This window comes from Kitasatospora sp. NPDC088861, from assembly GCF_044750105.1.
Lineage (GTDB): Bacteria > Actinomycetota > Actinomycetes > Streptomycetales > Streptomycetaceae > Kitasatospora.
In genome coordinates, this window is sequence record NZ_JBIVJF010000007.1 from 278,443 (window position 1) to 295,104 (window position 16,662).

Annotated in this window: 12 protein-coding genes; 10 read left to right on the forward strand and 2 right to left on the reverse strand. The window is 75.1% G+C overall.

The genetic code is table 11. From position 1 onward, the window contains the following. Nucleotides 1–83 precede the first annotated feature (83 nt). Nucleotides 84–1,859, reverse strand: a complete 1,776-nt coding sequence (locus tag ACIP37_RS16185; RefSeq protein WP_400807560.1) for a 3-hydroxyacyl-CoA dehydrogenase family protein — start codon at nucleotides 1,857–1,859, stop codon at nucleotides 84–86. A gap of 531 nt (nucleotides 1,860–2,390) precedes the next feature. Between ACIP37_RS16185 and ACIP37_RS16190 the strand changes: the two genes are divergently transcribed. From ACIP37_RS16190 to ACIP37_RS16200, 3 genes are all read left to right on the forward strand, one after another. Further along, nucleotides 2,391–3,845, forward strand: coding sequence for a glutamine synthetase family protein (locus tag ACIP37_RS16190; RefSeq protein ID WP_363580599.1), 1,455 nt, complete (start codon nucleotides 2,391–2,393; stop codon nucleotides 3,843–3,845). Between the two features lie 3 nt (nucleotides 3,846–3,848). Continuing rightward, nucleotides 3,849–4,985 carry an amidohydrolase family protein gene (locus ACIP37_RS16195; protein ID WP_363627916.1) on the forward strand — a complete coding sequence of 379 codons (1,137 nt, stop codon included), beginning with the start codon at nucleotides 3,849–3,851 and terminating at the stop codon, nucleotides 4,983–4,985. Nucleotides 4,986–5,193: 208 nt separating this feature from the next. After that, a complete protein-coding gene (locus tag ACIP37_RS16200) occupies nucleotides 5,194–6,681 on the forward strand; it encodes a S8 family serine peptidase (protein WP_363580603.1) in 1,488 nt (495 codons plus the stop codon). A gap of 121 nt (nucleotides 6,682–6,802) precedes the next feature. On the opposite strand, the gene ACIP37_RS16205 is transcribed toward ACIP37_RS16200, so the two are convergent. Continuing rightward, a complete protein-coding gene (locus ACIP37_RS16205) occupies nucleotides 6,803–7,696 on the reverse strand; it encodes a HipA family kinase (RefSeq protein ID WP_363580605.1) in 894 nt (297 codons plus the stop codon). A 122-nt stretch (nucleotides 7,697–7,818) separates the two neighbouring features. Between ACIP37_RS16205 and ACIP37_RS16210 the strand changes: the two genes are divergently transcribed. The 7 genes from ACIP37_RS16210 to ACIP37_RS16240 all read left to right on the forward strand — a co-directional run bounded on the left by ACIP37_RS16210 (nucleotide 7,819) and on the right by ACIP37_RS16240 (nucleotide 16,620). Continuing rightward, the gene (locus tag ACIP37_RS16210; RefSeq protein WP_363580607.1) at nucleotides 7,819–8,259 is read left to right on the forward strand and encodes an SRPBCC family protein; all 441 of its coding nucleotides are present in this window, start codon (nucleotides 7,819–7,821) and stop codon (nucleotides 8,257–8,259) included. Between the two features lie 236 nt (nucleotides 8,260–8,495). Then, nucleotides 8,496–9,650 (forward strand): glycosyltransferase, encoded by a 1,155-nt coding sequence (locus ACIP37_RS16215; RefSeq protein ID WP_363618563.1) that lies wholly within the window; start codon nucleotides 8,496–8,498, stop codon nucleotides 9,648–9,650. 378 nt (nucleotides 9,651–10,028) lie between these two features. Then, a complete protein-coding gene (locus ACIP37_RS16220; RefSeq protein ID WP_400807565.1) occupies nucleotides 10,029–11,552 on the forward strand; it encodes a sugar transferase in 1,524 nt (507 codons plus the stop codon). A 5-nt stretch (nucleotides 11,553–11,557) separates the two neighbouring features. Then, the gene (locus ACIP37_RS16225) at nucleotides 11,558–12,871 is read left to right on the forward strand and encodes an O-antigen ligase family protein (RefSeq protein WP_363580613.1); all 1,314 of its coding nucleotides are present in this window, start codon (nucleotides 11,558–11,560) and stop codon (nucleotides 12,869–12,871) included. Then, nucleotides 12,868–14,604 carry a lipid II flippase MurJ gene (locus ACIP37_RS16230; protein WP_363580615.1) on the forward strand — a complete coding sequence of 579 codons (1,737 nt, stop codon included), beginning with the start codon at nucleotides 12,868–12,870 and terminating at the stop codon, nucleotides 14,602–14,604. Before ACIP37_RS16225 ends, ACIP37_RS16230 begins: the two co-directional genes overlap by 4 nt. After that, nucleotides 14,594–15,508, forward strand: coding sequence for a polysaccharide deacetylase family protein (locus ACIP37_RS16235; protein ID WP_363580617.1), 915 nt, complete (start codon nucleotides 14,594–14,596; stop codon nucleotides 15,506–15,508). Before ACIP37_RS16230 ends, ACIP37_RS16235 begins: the two co-directional genes overlap by 11 nt. After that, nucleotides 15,505–16,620 carry a glycosyltransferase gene (locus ACIP37_RS16240; RefSeq protein WP_400807570.1) on the forward strand — a complete coding sequence of 372 codons (1,116 nt, stop codon included), beginning with the start codon at nucleotides 15,505–15,507 and terminating at the stop codon, nucleotides 16,618–16,620. The genes ACIP37_RS16235 and ACIP37_RS16240 overlap by 4 nt, the downstream gene beginning before the upstream one ends. Nucleotides 16,621–16,662 lie beyond the last annotated feature (42 nt).

The window sequence follows — 16,662 nt, forward strand, 5'->3', positions numbered from 1 at the left end:
GCTCCAGCCCGGTCTGGCCGGGCCGGACCCGGTCCCGGGCGGCGCCGCCTCGCGCGCGGCGGCGCCCCCGGCAGCCGGCGTGGTCACCGGCGCGCGTGGTCGCGGAAGCCGCGGCCGGTCTTGCGGCCCAGGCAGCCGGCGGCGACCAGGTGCTCCAGCAGCGGCGCGGCGGCCAGGCCCGGTTCGCGGAACTCCTGGTGCAGCACCTGCTCGATGGTCAGCGAGACGTCCAGGCCGACCACGTCCAACAGCTCGAACGGGCCCATCGGGTAGCCGCAGCCCAGCTTCATCGCGGTGTCGATGTCGTCCACCGTCGCGTAGTGCTCCTGGAGCATCCGCACCGCGTCGTTCAGGTAGGGGAAGAGCAGCGCGTTGACGATGAAGCCGGCCCGGTCGCCGCACTCCACCGGGTGCTTGCGGACCTCGGCGGTCAGCTCCAGCACGGTCGCGGTGACGTCCGGCGCGGTCAGCACGGTGGAGACCACCTCGACCAGCTTCATGGCCGGCGCCGGGTTGAAGAAGTGCATGCCGATCACGTCCTGCGGCCGCGAGGTGGCCGTCGCGCAGCTGATCACCGGCAGCGAGGAGGTGGTGGTGGCGAGCACCGCTCCCGGCCTGACGATCTTGTCCAGGGTGGCGAACAGCTCGCGCTTGACCGCCAGGTCCTCGGCCACCGCCTCGATCACCAGGTCCACCTCGGCCAGCTCGGCGTACTGGCCGACCGGGGTGACCAGCGCCAGCGCGGCGTCCCGCGCCTGCGCGCTCAGCCGGCCCCGGTCGACCGCGCGCGCCAGCGACTTCGCCAGCTGCGCCTTGGCCCGGTCGGCCTTCTCCTGGCTGCGGGCGGCCAGCAGCACCGGGCGGCCGGCCTTGGCGAAGACCTCGGCGATGCCGGTCGCCATGGTGCCCGAGCCGCAGACGCCGACCGCGCGGACCTCCCGGCCCGCCACCGCGGCCCGCGCCGGGCCGGCCGCCGCGTCGACGGCCCTGGACGAGCCGGGCGCCTCGTAGGTGTAGAAGCCGCGGCCGGACTTGCGGCCCAGCAGCCCGGCCGCGACCAGCTGGCCGAGGATCGGGGCGGGCGCGTGCAGGCGGTCCCGGGACTGCTCGTACATCGCCTCCAGGACGGTCCGCGCGGTGTCCACGCCGATCAGGTCGAGCAGCGCCAGCGGGCCCATCGGCAGGCCGCAGCCGAGCCGCATCGCGGCGTCGATGTCCTCCCTGGAGGCGTACTTGGACTCGTACATCGCGGCGGCTTGGTTCAGGTACGCGAACAGCAGGCCGTTGACGACGAAGCCGGCCCGGTCGCCGGCCGCCACCGGCTCCTTGCCGAGGTCCCGGGCGAACGCGGCGGCGTCCTCGGCGACCTGCGGGGAGGTCAGCACCGTGCGGACCACCTCGACCAGCTTCATGCTGTGCACCGGGTTGAAGAAGTGCAGGCCCAGCACCCGCTCCGGGCGGGCGGTCGCGGCGGCGATCCGGGTCACCGAGAGCGCGGTGGTGCCGGTGGCCAGCACCGTCCCCGCCGGGCAGATCCGGTCCAGCTCGGCGAAGAGCTCCCGCTTCAGCTCCAGCTGCTCGGGCACCTCCTCGATCACCAGCTCGGCCCCGGCGGCGGCCGACAGCTCGTGGCCGACCGAGATCAGCGCCAGCAGCGCGGTGCGCTCCCCGGCGGTGATCCGCTCCCGGTCGACCGCGTGCGCGGTCGCCTCCTCGATCCGGGCCAGTGCCCGGGCGGCCGAGTCCTCGGTGGCCTCGATGCCGATCACCCGGCGGCCGCTCCTGGCGACGGCCACCGCGACACCGGCACCCATCGTGCCGAGGCCGACGACGGCGACCGTGGAAAAGGGACGCTCCATCTGTCCTGACTCCTAGTCCTGAAGGGCCCGCGCACGCCCCGGCGGCCGGGCCGCCGCGCCCGCGCGTGCGGCGGGGGCGGCCGCCGCCGGGGGAGGGTCCGCGCGCGGGGCTGGGGAGATGACGGGTTCCGGCACACCGCCGCGGCGGCCGGTCCGCTCCGGCCGAACTGAGGGGTGTGCCGTGGTGCTCAGGCGCTCAAGGGTGAAAGGAAGCGGCTCTGATACGAGGAAGGAGACCCGGCCCGCCGCGGTTCGCGGCGCCGGCCGGTGAATGACGCACCGCGCGCCCGCCGTGGACACGGCGACCGCAGGCCCCCGCCGGTGCGGCTCCCGTAGCCCGGCGGTGGTGCGTCCGGCCACTGTAGCGAAGCTACCCGCGAGTAGGAAGGGGTGCGGGCGTCACAAAAGGCATCGGGACGGCGGGTCAGGCGGGCGGCGGTGGTCCGAACGGGTGAACGGGCGGACAGGCGTCCACGGGGACCACTCGATAGGGGAGTTACCCGGCCGCGACGGGCGGGGCAACATGGGGGCATGACCCTCGGAACCGCCGCCGGCCCCGCCGCGTCCGCCACCGGCTCCACCGGCCCGGCCGGAGGCCTCGGTGGGCACCTCGCCGCCGTCACGCTGCCCCCGTGCGCCGCGCGCGTCGAACAGGCCGAGGCCGCCGTCGACCGGCTGCGCACCGCCGCCGTCGACGCGGTGGCCGTCACCTGGGTGGACAACGCGGGCATCACCCGGGTCAAGGCCGTCCCGCTGGGCGCCCTGGTGCACGCCGCGCAGTGGGGCGTCGGCGCCGCACCCTGCTTCGACGTCTTCCTCGCCGACGACGGCATCACCACCAGCCCGAGCACCGGCGGCCCCACCGGGGACCTGCGGCTCTACCCCGACCTCGACCGGGTCGTCCCGCTGGCCGCCCAGCCCGGCTGGGCCTGGGCCCCGGGGGACCGGCACACCCAGGCCGGCACCCCGCACCCCGGCTGCCAGCGGCTGTTCGCCCGCCGGATGGAGGCCGCCGCCGCCGAGCGCGGGCTGACCCTGCGGGCCGGCATCGAGGTCGAGTGGGTGGTCGCCCTCGCCGGCGGCCCGCAGGACGAGCCGCAGTACCCGACGCACGGCCCCGCGTACGGGATGCACCGGCTCACCGACCTCACCGACTACCTGCGGGACGTCCTGCGCGCCCTCGGCGAGCAGGGGCTGACCGTCCTGCAGATCCACCCCGAGTACGCCCCGGGCCAGTTCGAGGTCTCGGTGGCCCCCGAGGGCCCGGTCGGCGCCGCCGACACCTCCGTCCTGGTCCGGCACACCGTGCGGGCCGTCTCCGCCCGGCACGGCCTGCGGGTCTCCTTCGCCCCCGTGGTCGAGCCCGGCGCGGTCGGCAACGGCGGGCACCTGCACCTGAGCCTCTGGCGGGACGGCCACAACCTCGGCCACGGCGGCCCCGGCCCGCACGGCCTGACCGCCGAGGCCGAGGGCTTCCTCGCCGGGGTGCTCGGCGCGCTGCCCGAACTCCTGGTGCTGGGCTGCTCCAGCCCGGCCGGCTACCTGCGGCTGGTGCCCTCGCACTGGGCCGGCGCCTACCAGTGCTGGGGCCTGGAGAACCGCGAGGCCGCGCTGCGCCTGGTGACGGGCTCCACGGGGGAGCGGGCCGCCGCCGCCAACGCCGAGGTCAAGTGCTTCGACGCCAGCGCCAATCCGTACCTGGCGGTCGGCGCGGTGCTCGCCGCCGGTCTCGTCGGTCTCGACCGACACCTCTCGCTGCCACCGGAGTTCACCGGGGACCCGGCCGCCGCCGAGCCCGGCTCGGTGCCCCGGCTGCCGACCGGCCCGGCGGAGGCGCTGGCCGCGTTCGAGCGATCGGCGGTGCTGCGCGAGGCGCTCGGCGGGCCGCTGTACGAGGCGGTGCTGGCGGTGCGCCGGGCCGAGGGCGAGCAGTACGCCGTCGCCACCCCCGAGCAGCTGGTCGCCGCCACCCGCTGGCGGTACTGACCGGTGCCCGCCGGGGCCCTGGCGTTGCCCGGGCTGGTCGACCACCACTGCCACAGCGTGGTGGCGGCCGACCTCGCCGACGACACCCTGGCCGGGCTGCTCACCGAGTCCGACCGACCGCCCGCGCCCGGCTGTTCGCCCTTCGACAGCGCGCTCGGCCTGGCCGTCCGGCGCTGGTGCCCGCCCGCCCTCGGCCTGCCCGCGCACGCCCCGGCCGCCGACTACCTGGCCCGGCGGCGCGAGCTGGGCGGCGCCGAGGCCACCCGCCGGCTGCTGGCCGCCGCCGGGCTGGACACCTGCCTGGTGGACACCGGGCTGACCACCGCCGCGGGCCTTCCGCTGCTGCCGCTAGGCGAACTGGCCGCGGCCGCCGGGGCGGTGGTGCACGAGGTGGTCCGGCTGGAGTCGGTGGCCGAGGCGGTGGCGGGCCCGGCCGAGTCCTGGCCGCAGGCCGTCGGGGAGGCGCTGGCGGCCGCCGCCGCGGGTGCGGTCGCGGTCAAGTCGGTGCTCGCCTACCGGCACGGCCTGGCCGCCCCCGCCGAACGGCCCGCGCGGGCGGCCGTGGTGGCCGCGGCCGGCGCCTGGCTGCGCGGCGGGCGGGGCCGGCTGGCCGACCCGGTGCTGCTGCACCACCTGCTCTGGACGGCCGTGGACGTCTGCGCCGGGCTGGGCCTGCCGCTCCAACTCCACACCGGCTTCGGCGATCCCGACCTCACCCTGCACCGGGCCGATCCGTCGCTGCTGACCGGTTTCGTGCGCGCGGCCGAGCCGAGCGGCGTCCCGCTGGTGCTGCTGCACTGCTACCCGTACCACCGCCAGGCCGGGTGGCTGGCCCAGGCCTTCCCGACGGTGTACACCGACCTCGGGCTGACCGCCTCCTACACCGGCCCGCGGGTGGCGGCGGTGCTGGGCGAGATGCTGGAACTGGCGCCGTTCGGCAAGCTGTTGTTCTCCACCGACGCGTACGGGCTGCCCGAGTTGTACCTGGTGGGCGCCGCCCAGTTCCGGTACGGACTGGGGGCGGTGCTGGCCGACTGGCAGGCGGGTGGCGCCTGTTCGGCGGCGGACGCGCGGCGGCTGGCCCGGCTGGTCGCCGCGGACAACGCCCGCGCGCTGTACTCACTGCCCGGCGCACCGTAGCACGTCGGCGAACCGTCACTTTTTAACACTCTTCAACTCTGTTGACGTGTTGGGCCTCCGGACTCCTCGGTTCCGATGTTGGCCAACATGTGACGATTAGATGACTACCTCTTGCGCTTATCAGCGAATATTCATTAGCGTCCCGATCATTCCAGGCGCACCTGCCACACCGCAGCTGCCGCATGACGACTCGGGAGGGCCAACCCCTATGAGAGTTCCTCGGATCAGCCGGACCCGGTTCGCGGCGGTGGGCCTCGTGCTCGCCACCGCCGGCGCCCTCGCGCTCCCGGCCGGCACCGCCGTCGCGGCCCCCTCGGCGGGCTCGACGACCGGTCCGCTGCTCAGCTACGTCGTCAACACCAAGGCCAACCACGGCCAGGTGCAGAAGGTCGAGAAGGCGATCACCGCCCTCGGCGGCTCGGTGGTGTACTCGTACGAGCAGATCGGCGTCGTCATCGCCCGCTCGGACGACACCGCGTTCGCGCAGAAGCTGCGTCAGGCCAAGGGCGTCGACTCCGTCGGCGCCAGCCGCACCAAGGGCATCACCGCCGCCGACCAGGCCAAGGCCGAGGTCGCCGCCGAGCCCGCCGGCGCGCCCGCCGCCGGTCAGGAGCCGTACGAGGCCAACCAGTGGGACATGCGTCAGATCGGTGTCGACAAGGCGCACAAGCTCTCGCTCGGCAACCGCAACGTCACCGTCGGTGTGCTGGACTCCGGCATCGACGCGACGCACGAGGACCTGGCCGCCAACGTGGACGCCTCGCAGTCGGTCTCCTGCATCGACGGCGGCAAGCCGAACACCGACTGGAAGTCCTGGCAGCCCACCACCAGCGACCACGGCACCCACGTGGCCGGCACGATCGGCGCCGCCAAGAACGGCAAGGGCGTCGTCGGCATCGCCCCGAACGTGAAGCTGGCCGCGGTCAAGGTCGTCGACGACGGCGGGTTCATCTACCCGGAGTACGCGATCTGCGGCTTCGTGTGGGCCGGTGAGCACCAGTTCAAGGTGACCAACAACAGCTACTACGTCGACCCGTGGATGTTCAACTGCCCGAACGACAAGGACCAGGCCGCGATCAGCGCCGCCGTCCGCAAGGCGGTCTCGTTCTCGCAGCGCAAGGGCGTCCTCAACGTCGCCGCGGCGGGCAACGAGAACATCGACCTGGCGCACAAGACCGTTGACGTCGCCAGCCCGGACGACACCACCAAGGTGACCCGCCCGGTCACCAACGACTGCCTGTCGCTGCCGACCGAGCTGCCCGGCGTCATCGCCGTCTCCTCGGTGGGCGTCAAGGGCGACAAGGCGTACTACTCCAGCTACGGCAAGGGCGTCGTGACCGTCGCCGCGCCGGGTGGCGACGCCCGCTACCAGATCCCGGACACCCCGGACAAGAACGGCCGGATCCTCTCCACCATCCCGGGCAACAAGTACGGCTACATGCAGGGCACCTCGATGGCCACCCCGCACGTCGTCGGCGTGGTCGCGCTGCTCGCCAGCACCTTCCCGTGGGCCAACCCGGACGAGCTGACCGAGCTGCTCACCAACCAGGCGGAGTCGCACCCCTGCCCGACCGGCGAGTACAACCCGGGCGGCACCGGCGCGTACAAGGCCACCTGCGAGGGCGGCGCGGACGACAACGGCTTCTACGGCGCGGGCATCATCAACGCCGAGAAGGCGGTCCAGTGGTGGCGCTGACGCGCTGACCACGGCGACACCTGAACACTGAGCCGGGGAGCGGGCCCATCCGGGTCCGCTCCCCGGTCGTTTCCTGCCCGGGCCCCGCCCGGCCGACCTCTCCGGGCGAGCCCCGGCCCGCTCACTCGACGTGCTGGTCCCAGCCGGTCTCCACCGACGGCTTGCCGTGCAGGTCCGGGACTTCCTGGAGCCAGGCGGGCCGGCCGGCCCGGGTCCGGGCCTCCCGGCGGCGTTCGGCCTCGCGCAGCTGCTCGGGGGTGGCGAAGCCCTCCGGGAGCCACTGCGCGGAGAGCACCACCCGGGCGGCCAGGTGGGACACGTAGGCGTGCCGGACGGCGGCCGCCGAGTCGAAGCCGGGCTCGTCGGCCAGCCACTCGTCCGGGACGAGCGCCAGCACTTCCTCCAGCAGGCCGACGGTGACCAGCGGGCCGAGCTCCTCGTCGGCCAGCCGGACGTCCGGGGCCGAGCCGCCCAGCGCGTGCGCGCTGAGGTCGTAGCGCCTGCCGACCGCCGCCTCGGCGGTGGTCCAGCGGTGGTGGAAGATCAGCGCGGCGCCGTTGTCGATCAGCCAGAGCCGTCCGTGCCAGACCACCAGGTTGGGGTTGTGGACGGTGCGGTCGACGTTGCCGGTGAGGGCGTCCAGCCAGACCACCCGCCCGGCCTCGGCGGAGTCCACCGGGATCATGCCCGGCCGGTAGTCCCGCGCGCCGGGCAGCAGGTCCATCCCGAGGTTGAGGCCGCCGCTGGCCTTGAGCATGTCCTGGATCTCGGTGTCGGGCTCGTCCGCGGCGACGGCCGGATCGAAGTCCACCAGCCGCAGCTCGGGGACGCGCAGGCCGAGCCGCCGGGCCAGCTCGCCGACGATCACCTCCGCGACCAGCGCCTTGCGGCCCTGCGCGGCGCCGGTGAACTTGACCACGTAGGTTCCCAGGTCGTCGGTCTCCACCACACCGGGGACGGAGCCGCCGGACCGCAGCGGGTCGACGTAGCGCACTGCTGTCACCAGATCGAGCACACCGGCCACCCTATCCCGCCGCCCCGCCACCGCAGCGGCCCGTCCGGTCGGCCTCCGCCCCCGGCGCTGTGATTGGCTTGCCGGTGAGAATCGGAAGACCACCGGACGAGGAGAGCAAGGCCATGGGACAGGTGCAGGCCACCACCGAGCGGGACTACGACGCCGCCCCCGAGCGGGTGTACGAGGCGCTGGCCGACTACCGGGTGACCCGTCCGAAGCTGCTGCCCCCGCAGTACAGCGAGTACGAGGTCCGGGTCGGCGGCACCGGCGCCGGCACCCAGGTGCACTGGAAGCTCCAGGCCACCGAGAAGCGCGTGCGGGACTGCCTGTTCACCGTCTCGGCGCCCTCGCCCGACCAACTGGTGGAGAAGGACGCCAACTCCAGCATGGTGATCACCTGGACCGTCTCGGCGGCCGGTGAGGGCCGGTCGAAGGTCGTCGTCTCGGCCACCTGGCAGGGCGCGAGCGGCATCGGCGGCTTCTTCGAGCGCACCTTCGCCCCGAAGGGCCTGAACCGGATCCACGACCAGGTGCTGGCCAACCTGGCCGCCGAGGTCCGCTGAGTCCGCGAGCTCACTGAGTCCGCGAGCTCACTGAGTCCGCGAGCTCACTGAGTCCGCCGAGCTCACTGAGCTCGCCGAGTTCGTCGAGTTCGCCTTTCCCGCGGCAATTCGCCCGGGAATTCGAGCGGCCCGCCCACCCGTACGAGCGGAAAGCCGTACGGGTGGACGGCCCGCCACCTCCGGGTGACGAGGGCCGCCCGGCGCGGGGGAGCCACCCTAGGCTCGCCGCCGTGCATATGACGATCCTTCACATTTCACAGCCCGTGGACGGCGGAGTCGCCCGCGTCGTCGCCGATCTGGTCCGGGGGCAGCGCGAGGCCGGTCACCGGGTGCTGGTCGCCTGCCCGGGCGGCGGCCGGCTGGCCGAGGAGGCCGCCGCCGTGGGCGCGCTGGTCCATGACTGGCCCGCCGGGCGCTCGCCGGGCCCGGGCACCGCCGCCGAGGCGTGGCGGCTGCGCCGGATCGTCCGGGCGGCCGCGCCCGACGTGGTCCACCTGCACAGCGCCAAGGCCGGGCTGGCCGGCCGGCTGGCGGTGCGCGGCGCGGTGCCGACCGTCTTCCAGCCGCACGCCTGGTCCTTCGCCGCCGTCGAGGGCCCGCTGGCCACCGCCACCCTGCACTGGGAGCGCTTCGCCGGCCGCTGGGCGCACCGCCTGCTCTGCGTCAGCGTCCAGGAGCGGGCCGACGGCGTCGCCGCCGGGGTGAGCGCGGACTGGGCGGTGGTGCCCAACGGCGTGGACGTGCGCCACTACGCACCCGCGGACCGCCGGGCGGCCCGGATCGCGCTGGGCCTGGACCTGGACGCCCCGCTCGCGGTCTGCGTCGGCCGGCTGTGCCGCCAGAAAGGCCAGGACGTACTGCTGGCGGCCTGGCCGGAGGTGCTGCGCGCGGTGCCGCAGGCCCGGCTGGCGCTGGTCGGCGGCGGCCCCGAGGAGAACCGGCTGGCGGACCTGGTCCGGGAGTCGGCCGAGCCGTCCCGGGTCCGGCTGGTCGGGGACGTGCCGGACCCGAGGCCGTGGCTGGCGGCGGCCGACCTGGTGGTGCTGCCCTCGCGCTGGGAGGGCATGGCGCTGGCCCCGCTGGAGGCGATGGCGGTGGCCCGTCCGGTGCTGTTGACCGACGTGCCGGGCGCCCGGGAGTGCCTGCCCCAGGCCGAGCGGGGGCGGGCGGTGGTGCCGCCCGAGGACGTGACCGCGCTCGCCACCCGAATGGCGGAAGCGCTGTCCGATTCGATCGAGTGTGAGCGACGCGGGGCGAGGCTGCGCGATCACGTGGTCGCCCGGCACGACGTCCGCACGGTGGTCGAACAGGTGGACGCGCTGTACCGCCATCTGCTGGGTGCCGGTCCGGCGGCCGGGCGGCGCCGGGCCCGTGTCCCAGAGCGGATCTGATCGTTTCACATGCCGTGAATGCCCGCCGATCCGGCGCCGTCGTATTCGCACCCTCAACCGGATAGGGACGAGGCGTCAAATCCGAAATACCTATTAATGGGCGGCTGGAATGAAACGGCAAGTCAACTTCCAGCCTACGCAGCCAGGTTATGTATTGTCGGATTTCGCCTGCTTCGTTTCGATTTCACGCCGGGAATTCGCGACTGAGCCCTTCATGGTCGCGCCTCGCGCGGCCGGGCCCGGTGCGAGAGGACCGAAAGCCGCCAGCGGTAGCAGGTGCTGTCAGGACCGCGCCCACCGGGCCGGGACGGCCGCTCCGCGCCATCCGGTGCCGGGGCGCCGTCACCCCGGGCACACAGCAGGGGAGTTCGTGCGCTGATGACTATTGACCACGACAGCGTGCCGCGATCCGGTCGGTCCCTGTCCGGCCCGCGGCGGCCCGGCACCGGGCTGCTCGACCGCCCGGCCGGATCCGCCCAGACCCGGACGGTTCCGCCGCCCCGCCGGCACCGCGGGGCGGTCCGATCCCGGCTCGCCCTGCCGCTCGCGCTGGTCCAGGTCGACGCGATCGCGCTGTGCACCGCCACCGGCCTCGCCAACCGGGCCGTCGACCCGGCCGTCCCGCTCGCGCCGCTGCTCGGTGCCGCCGCCGTCCTGCCCCTGCTGCTCGTGCTCAACCTGGTCGGCGGCCTCTACCGCACCCGGCTCACCCTCTCCGTCCTGGACGAACTGCCCGCGCTGGCCGTCCGGGCCGTCGTCGCCACCGCCTTCGCCGTCACCCTGGCCGGTTGCCTGGACGGCCGCTGGCCCGACTGCGGCCCGGCCACCCCGGCCCGGCTCACCGTCCTGCTCGGCGTCCAACTGCTGATCGCCGCCGTCGGCCGCGCCGTGCTCTACCACCTGGTCCGGCGGATCCGCCGCAGCCGCCCCAACCCCGTCCTGGTGCTCGGCGCCGGCCGGCTCGGCCGCCGGGTCGCCGCCGCCCTCAGCGAGCGCGGCGAGTACGGGATGCGCCCGGTCGGCTTCCTCGACGCCGACCCGCCGCTGCTCGCCGGCGACACCGACCTGCCCGTCCTCGGCGGCCGCGAGGTACTGGAGCGCGAGGTCCGCCGGCACCGGATCCACCACGTGGTCGCCACCGCCGGCGCCGCCGACGAGGCCGAGACCGCCGCCGCCCTGCGCGACGCCGCCCGGCTCGGCTGCCAGGTCTGGCTGGTGCCCGCGCTGCGAGAGCACGGCTCGCTGCCCGCCGGCCCGCTGGCCGGAGCCGACCACCTGTGGGGCTTCCCCTGCCTGCGGGTCGGCAGCCCGGCGATGCGCCGCCCCGGCTGGGCCGCCAAGCGCGCCTTGGACGTCACCGCCGCCGGGCTCGGCCTGCTGCTGCTCGCCCCCGTCCTGGTGCTCTGCGCGCTGGCCGTCCGCTTCGACACCGGCCCCGGCGTGCTCTTCCGCCAGCAGCGCACCGGGCTCGACGGCAAGGTCTTCACCGTCCTCAAGTTCCGCACCCTGCGCCCGAGCAACGAACACGAGTCGGCGACCCGCTGGAACATCTCCCAGGACCACCGGATGGGCGCCGTCGGCCGACTGCTGCGCCGCAGCTCGCTGGACGAGCTGCCGCAGCTGTGGAACGTGCTGTGCGGAGACATGAGCCTGGTCGGCCCGCGCCCGGAACGCCCCTACTTCGTCATGCGGTTCGGCCAGGCCTACCCCGAGTACGCCGACCGCCACCGCGTCCCGGTCGGCCTGACCGGCCTCGCCCAGGTCAACGGCCTGCGCGGGGACACCTCGATCGAGGACCGGGCCCGGTTCGACAACCGCTACATCGAGAGCTGGAGCCTCTGGCAGGACGTCAAGATCCTGTGCCGCACCGCGGTCCTGCTGCTCCACCCGGACGGGAGCTGACCCGCGTGGCCCTGACCCTTCCCGCCGTCCCGCGGCTCGCGTTACGCAAGGCGCTGCCCGCGCTCGCGGACCGGCCCAGCCCGCTCGCCGCGGCGACCGTCCTGCTGGTCTGCGTGCCCACCGGTGAGAAGGACGTCGCCGCCGCCGTCCACGTCACCGCCGCCGACGTGGCCTCGCTGGCCCTGGTCGCCCTCACCGCGCTCAACCTGCTGCGCGGGCGGCTGCCCGCCGTCAGCCGCGCCACCTGCGTGCTGTTCGGCGGCATCGTGGTCGCCGCCGCCGTCGCCACCGTCGGCTCGATCGACCCGGCCACCAGCCTCACCGGCTTCGTCCGGCTCACCCAGGTGTTCGTCCTGGTACCGGCCGGGGTGCTCTGCTCGCTGCGCGACCGCGTCGACCAGCGGCTGGTCCTCGGCTCCTTCGTGCTCGCCGCGCTGATCCAGGGCGTGGTCGGCGCGCACCAGTACCTCACCCGGACCGGCGCCTCCTACACCGGCCAGCCGATCCGGGCCGTCGGCACCTTCGGCGCCCTCGACATCATGGCGATGTCCACGGTCGTCAGCTACGGCCTGCTCGCCGCCCTGGCCCTGGCGCTCGCCGAGCGCCGCCCCGGCGGCGACGTCCGGCTGCGCCGCGCCATGTTCGCGGCCGCCGCCTTCCTGGCCTTCCCGCTCGCCGTCTCGTTCAGCCGCGGCAGCTGGATCGCCACCGCCGCCGCGGCCACCGTGCTGCTGCTGCGCGCCGACGCCCGGCTCGCCGTCCGCGGCGCCGTCCTCGGCCTGGCCGCCGCGGTCGTCCTGGTCGGCGGCCTCGGCCTCGGCGCCTCCGGCGTCACCGAGCGGCTCAGCTCGATCGGCTCCGTCTCCGCCGCCCCCGACCAGTCCGTCTCCGACCGCTACGACCTGTGGTCCACCGCCGGGCGGATCTGGCAGGACCACCCCGTCCACGGCGCCGGCCCCAAGGCCTTCCAGCAACTGCGCGACAGCCACGCCCCGCTGCGGCTCTCCTCCGGCAGCGACGCCGCCGACCCCACCATCGGCTTCCAGCGCGAACCGCTGCTCTCCCCGCACAACATGTACTTCCTGGTGCTCAGCGAGCAGGGTCTGATCGGCATCGTCGCCTACGCCGCGCTCTTCCTCGGTCTGCTGCTCGGCTGCCTGCGCCACTCCCGCGGCCCGGCCCTCGCCGCCCTGGCCCTGCTCACCTGGGTGCTGGTCGACTTCCTGTACGCGGACATCGGTGGCACCACCACCGTGCTGACCTCCGTCGTCCTCGGCCTCGCGGCCCGGGCCTGCGTCGCGGAGGCCGACCCGCGATGACCACCGACCAGCCGGCCCTCGCCTCCGCCGTGCCCGCCCCGCGCGGCGCCGCCGACGGCCCGCCGTCCGGGCCCGACCCGGCCCCCAGGCGCGGCTTCCTCGCCAAGGCCTTCGGCATCACCGCCGTCCTCAGCGCCGCCGGATCCGGCCTCGGCCTGCTGCGCGACCTCCTGCTGGCCCGCTACTTCGGCGCCAACCAGGGCACCGACGCCTTCCTGGTCGCCTGGACCGTCCCGGAGACGGCCGCGCCGCTGCTGATCGAGGACGCCATGTCCTTCCTCATGGTGCCCGCCTTCGCGCTCGCCCTGGTGCTGCGCGAGGAGGACCCGGACGCCCCCGACCCGGTCCGCCAACTGGTCCGCGCCACCCTGCCCTGGCTGCTGCTCGCGCTCAGCGGGCTCGCGCTGGCCGCCGCCCTCGGCGCCCCGCAGCTGGTCGAGCTGCTCGCCCCCGGCCTGGCCAACCCCGGCCTCGCCGTCACCTGCACCCGGATCACCGCGATCACCGTGCTGCCGTTCGGCGTGGCCGGCTACCTCGCCGCCGCGCTGCGCGCCCACCACCGCTTCACCGCGCCGGCCGGCATCTACGTCGCCTACAACGTCGGCATCCTCGCCGTGCTGCTCGGCTGCCAGTCCTTCCTGGGCGTGCGCTCCGCCGCCCTGGGCGTCGCGCTCGGCAGCCTGCTGATGGCCGGCCTGCTGGTCGCCCCGTTCCTGCGCCGGCTGCGCCAGGGTGCGGGCCCGGGATCGCACCCCGGCGCGGGCCGCGCCGGCCGCTCCCGCAAGGCGCTGGTGCTGATGCCGTTCGCCCTGCTGCCGGTGGCCGCGTTCACCCTGACCCGCCAGTCGCAGGTCTTCGTCGAGCGCTACCTCGGCTCGGCGCTGCCGCCCGGTACCATCTCGCACCTCAACTACGCCGCCAAGGTCTCCCAACTGGCCATGACGGCCGGCATCCTGATCTGCACCGTCACCTTCCCGCTGGTCGCCCGGGCGCTGGCGGCCGGGGACCTCGCCGCCGCCCGGGACCGGGTCGAGAAGGACCTCGGCCAGGCCGCGGCGGTCGTCCTGGGCGGCACCGCCTTCCTGATGGCCTGCGCCCCCTCGGTGGTCTCGCTGCTCTTCCAGCGCGGCGCCTTCGGCCCGCAGGACACCGCCGCCACCGCCGCCGTCATCCGGGTCTACAGTTTCGGCCTGCCCGCCCAGGCGCTGATCGGCGTGATGATCCGCCCGTACTTCTCGCTGCGCCCGGTGGTCCGCCGGGCCGACGATCCGGGCACCGAGGACGGCGGCCGCCGGCTGCTGGACTGGTTCCCGGTCGCCGCGATGCTGCTCGGCCTCGGCGTCACCGTCGTGGTCAGCCTGCTCGCCACCCCCCGCTTCGGCGCCCTCGGGCTCGCCGCCGGGAACGCGGCCGGCATCACCGCCACCGCCGCACTGCTGCTGCACGGCCTGGTGCTGCGCGGCATCCCGCTGCGGCTGCGCCGGGTGCTCGGCGGCCACGCCCGGCTGGTGGCCGCCGCCGGCGGCGCCACCGCCCTCGGCGCCGCCGTCGCCGGGCTGGCCGCCGGCCCCCTGCTCTCCACCCTCCTCGGGGGCCTCACCGTGGCGCTGGCCTTCGCCGTCCTCGGCACCGGCCTCGGCGCGCGTGAGGTGCGCGGTCCGGTCCTCGCCGTGGCCCGGGCCCTGAACCCGCCAACCGTCGCCGATGAAGGGAAGCTTCCCCATGGACAATGAACGGGGAACCGTCCGTTCGGCCCAGGCGGGCGTCCGCCGCCAGGCCGTACCGGCCGCAGCCGCACCACGTGGCGACCTCCCGTACACCGACCCCGCCGGGCCGAAGGCGCAGCTGCCCAGGAGCCGCCGCCCGCTCGGCGAACCGTCCGGCCCCGGTTCCTCCTCGCCGTGGATCCTGATGTACCACTCGGTGGCGGTCGAGAAGGAGGACCCGTACCAGCTGACCGTCAGCCCCGAGCGGTTCGCCGAGCAGGTCGCCTGGCTGCACCGGCGCGGGCGGCGCGGCGTCTCCGTGCGCGAGCTGATGCGGGCCCGGGCCGTCGGCCGGGACGGCGGACTGGTCGGGCTGAGCTTCGACGACGGCTACGCGGACTTCGCGCGCCACGCCGTGCCGATCCTCCAGGCGTACGGCTTCACCGCCACCGCGTACGTGGTCGCCGACCTGCTCGGCCAGGACAACGGCTGGGACGCGAAGGGGCCGCGCAAGCAGCTGCTCACCGTCCAGGAGGTCACCGAACTCGCCGCCGCCGGTTGGGAAATCGGCTCGCACGGCCTCGGCCACCAGGCGCTGCCCGGCCTGCCGGCCGATGTCCTGGCGGTGCAGACCCGGGAGAGCCGGCGCCTCCTGGAGGAGGTGGTCGGCGGCCCGGTCACCGGCTTCTGCTATCCGTACGGCGCCGTCGACCTGCCCGCCACCGAGGCCGTGCGCGACGCCGGCTACGACTACGCCTGCGCCATCGCGCACTCCCCGCTCACCGGCCGCTTCGCGCTGCCCCGCTGCTACGTCGGCGACCGCGACGGCGCCTGGCGGCTGCGCGCCAAACGTGGCCGGCAGCGGCTGCGCGACGCCGTCACCGAGCTGCGCCGAAGCCCCCTGGCCGCCCGGCGGGGGGCCCGGCCGTGAGGGTCCTGCACATCGTCACCGGCCTCGCCTCGGGCGGCGCCGAGCGCCAACTCCACCTGCTGCTGAGGCACTTGCCCGCACACCAGCAGTGCGAGGTGGTCGCACTGACCAACCCCGGCACGGTCGCCGCCGCGCTGCGCGCCGACGGGGTGACCGTCCACCACCTCGGCATGCGCGGCAACCGCGACCTGGGCGCGCTGCCCCGGCTGGTCCGGCTGGTCCGCTCCGGCCGCTACGACCTGGTGCACACCCACCTGTACCGGGCGCAGCTGTACGGCCGGCTGGCGGCCCGGCTCGCCGGGGTCCGCACGGTGGTCTCCACCGAGCACTCGCTGCACGCCGGGGTGATCGAGGGCCGCCCGGTCACCCGCGGCGTCAAGGGCCTCTACCTGGCGGCCGAGCGACTCGGCAGCACCACCGTCGCGGTCTCCCGGCAGGTCGCCCAGACGCTGCACTCCTGGGGCGTCCCACCGGCCCGGGTCGAGCTGATCCCCAACGGCATCGACTCCGCCCGCTACCGCCGCCCGGCCGCAGACCGGGCCGCCACCCGCCGCCGGCTGCGGGCCGAACTCGGCCTTCCGGAGGGGAGCTGGGTGGTCGGCGGAGTCGGCCGGCTGGTCCCCGGCAAGCGCTTCGAGGTGCTGCTGGAGGCCCTCGCCGCTCTCGACCCGGCCGCCCGGCTGGTGCTGGTCGGCGCGGGCCCGGAGCGCGCCGCGCTGGAGCACCGGGCCGCCGAACTCGGCGTCTGGGAAAGGCTGGTGCTCACCGGCGAGCGCGACGACGTGCCCGACCTGCTGACCGCCCTGGACGTGCTGGCCGCCCCCTCCACCGCGGAGACCTTCGGCCTCGGCATCCTGGAGGGCCTCGCGGCCGGCCTGCCGGTGCGGCACAGCGCCTGCCCGGCGCTCGACGAACTGCCGCCCAGCGCCGCCCCGCAGGCCCGCCGGATCCCGTCCGAGGGCGCCGCGTACGCCGCCGCGCTGCGCGACCTGCGGCACCTGAACGACCACAACTCCGATCCGCTGCCGCACCCCCCGGCGGTCGGCCACTACGACATCGCCCGGGTCGCCGCAGACCTGGGCGCCCTCTACGACCGGCTGGCCCGCGCTTGACCGCCCGCCGCCGCCGGAACCGCCGTCACATACCCAAGGAGT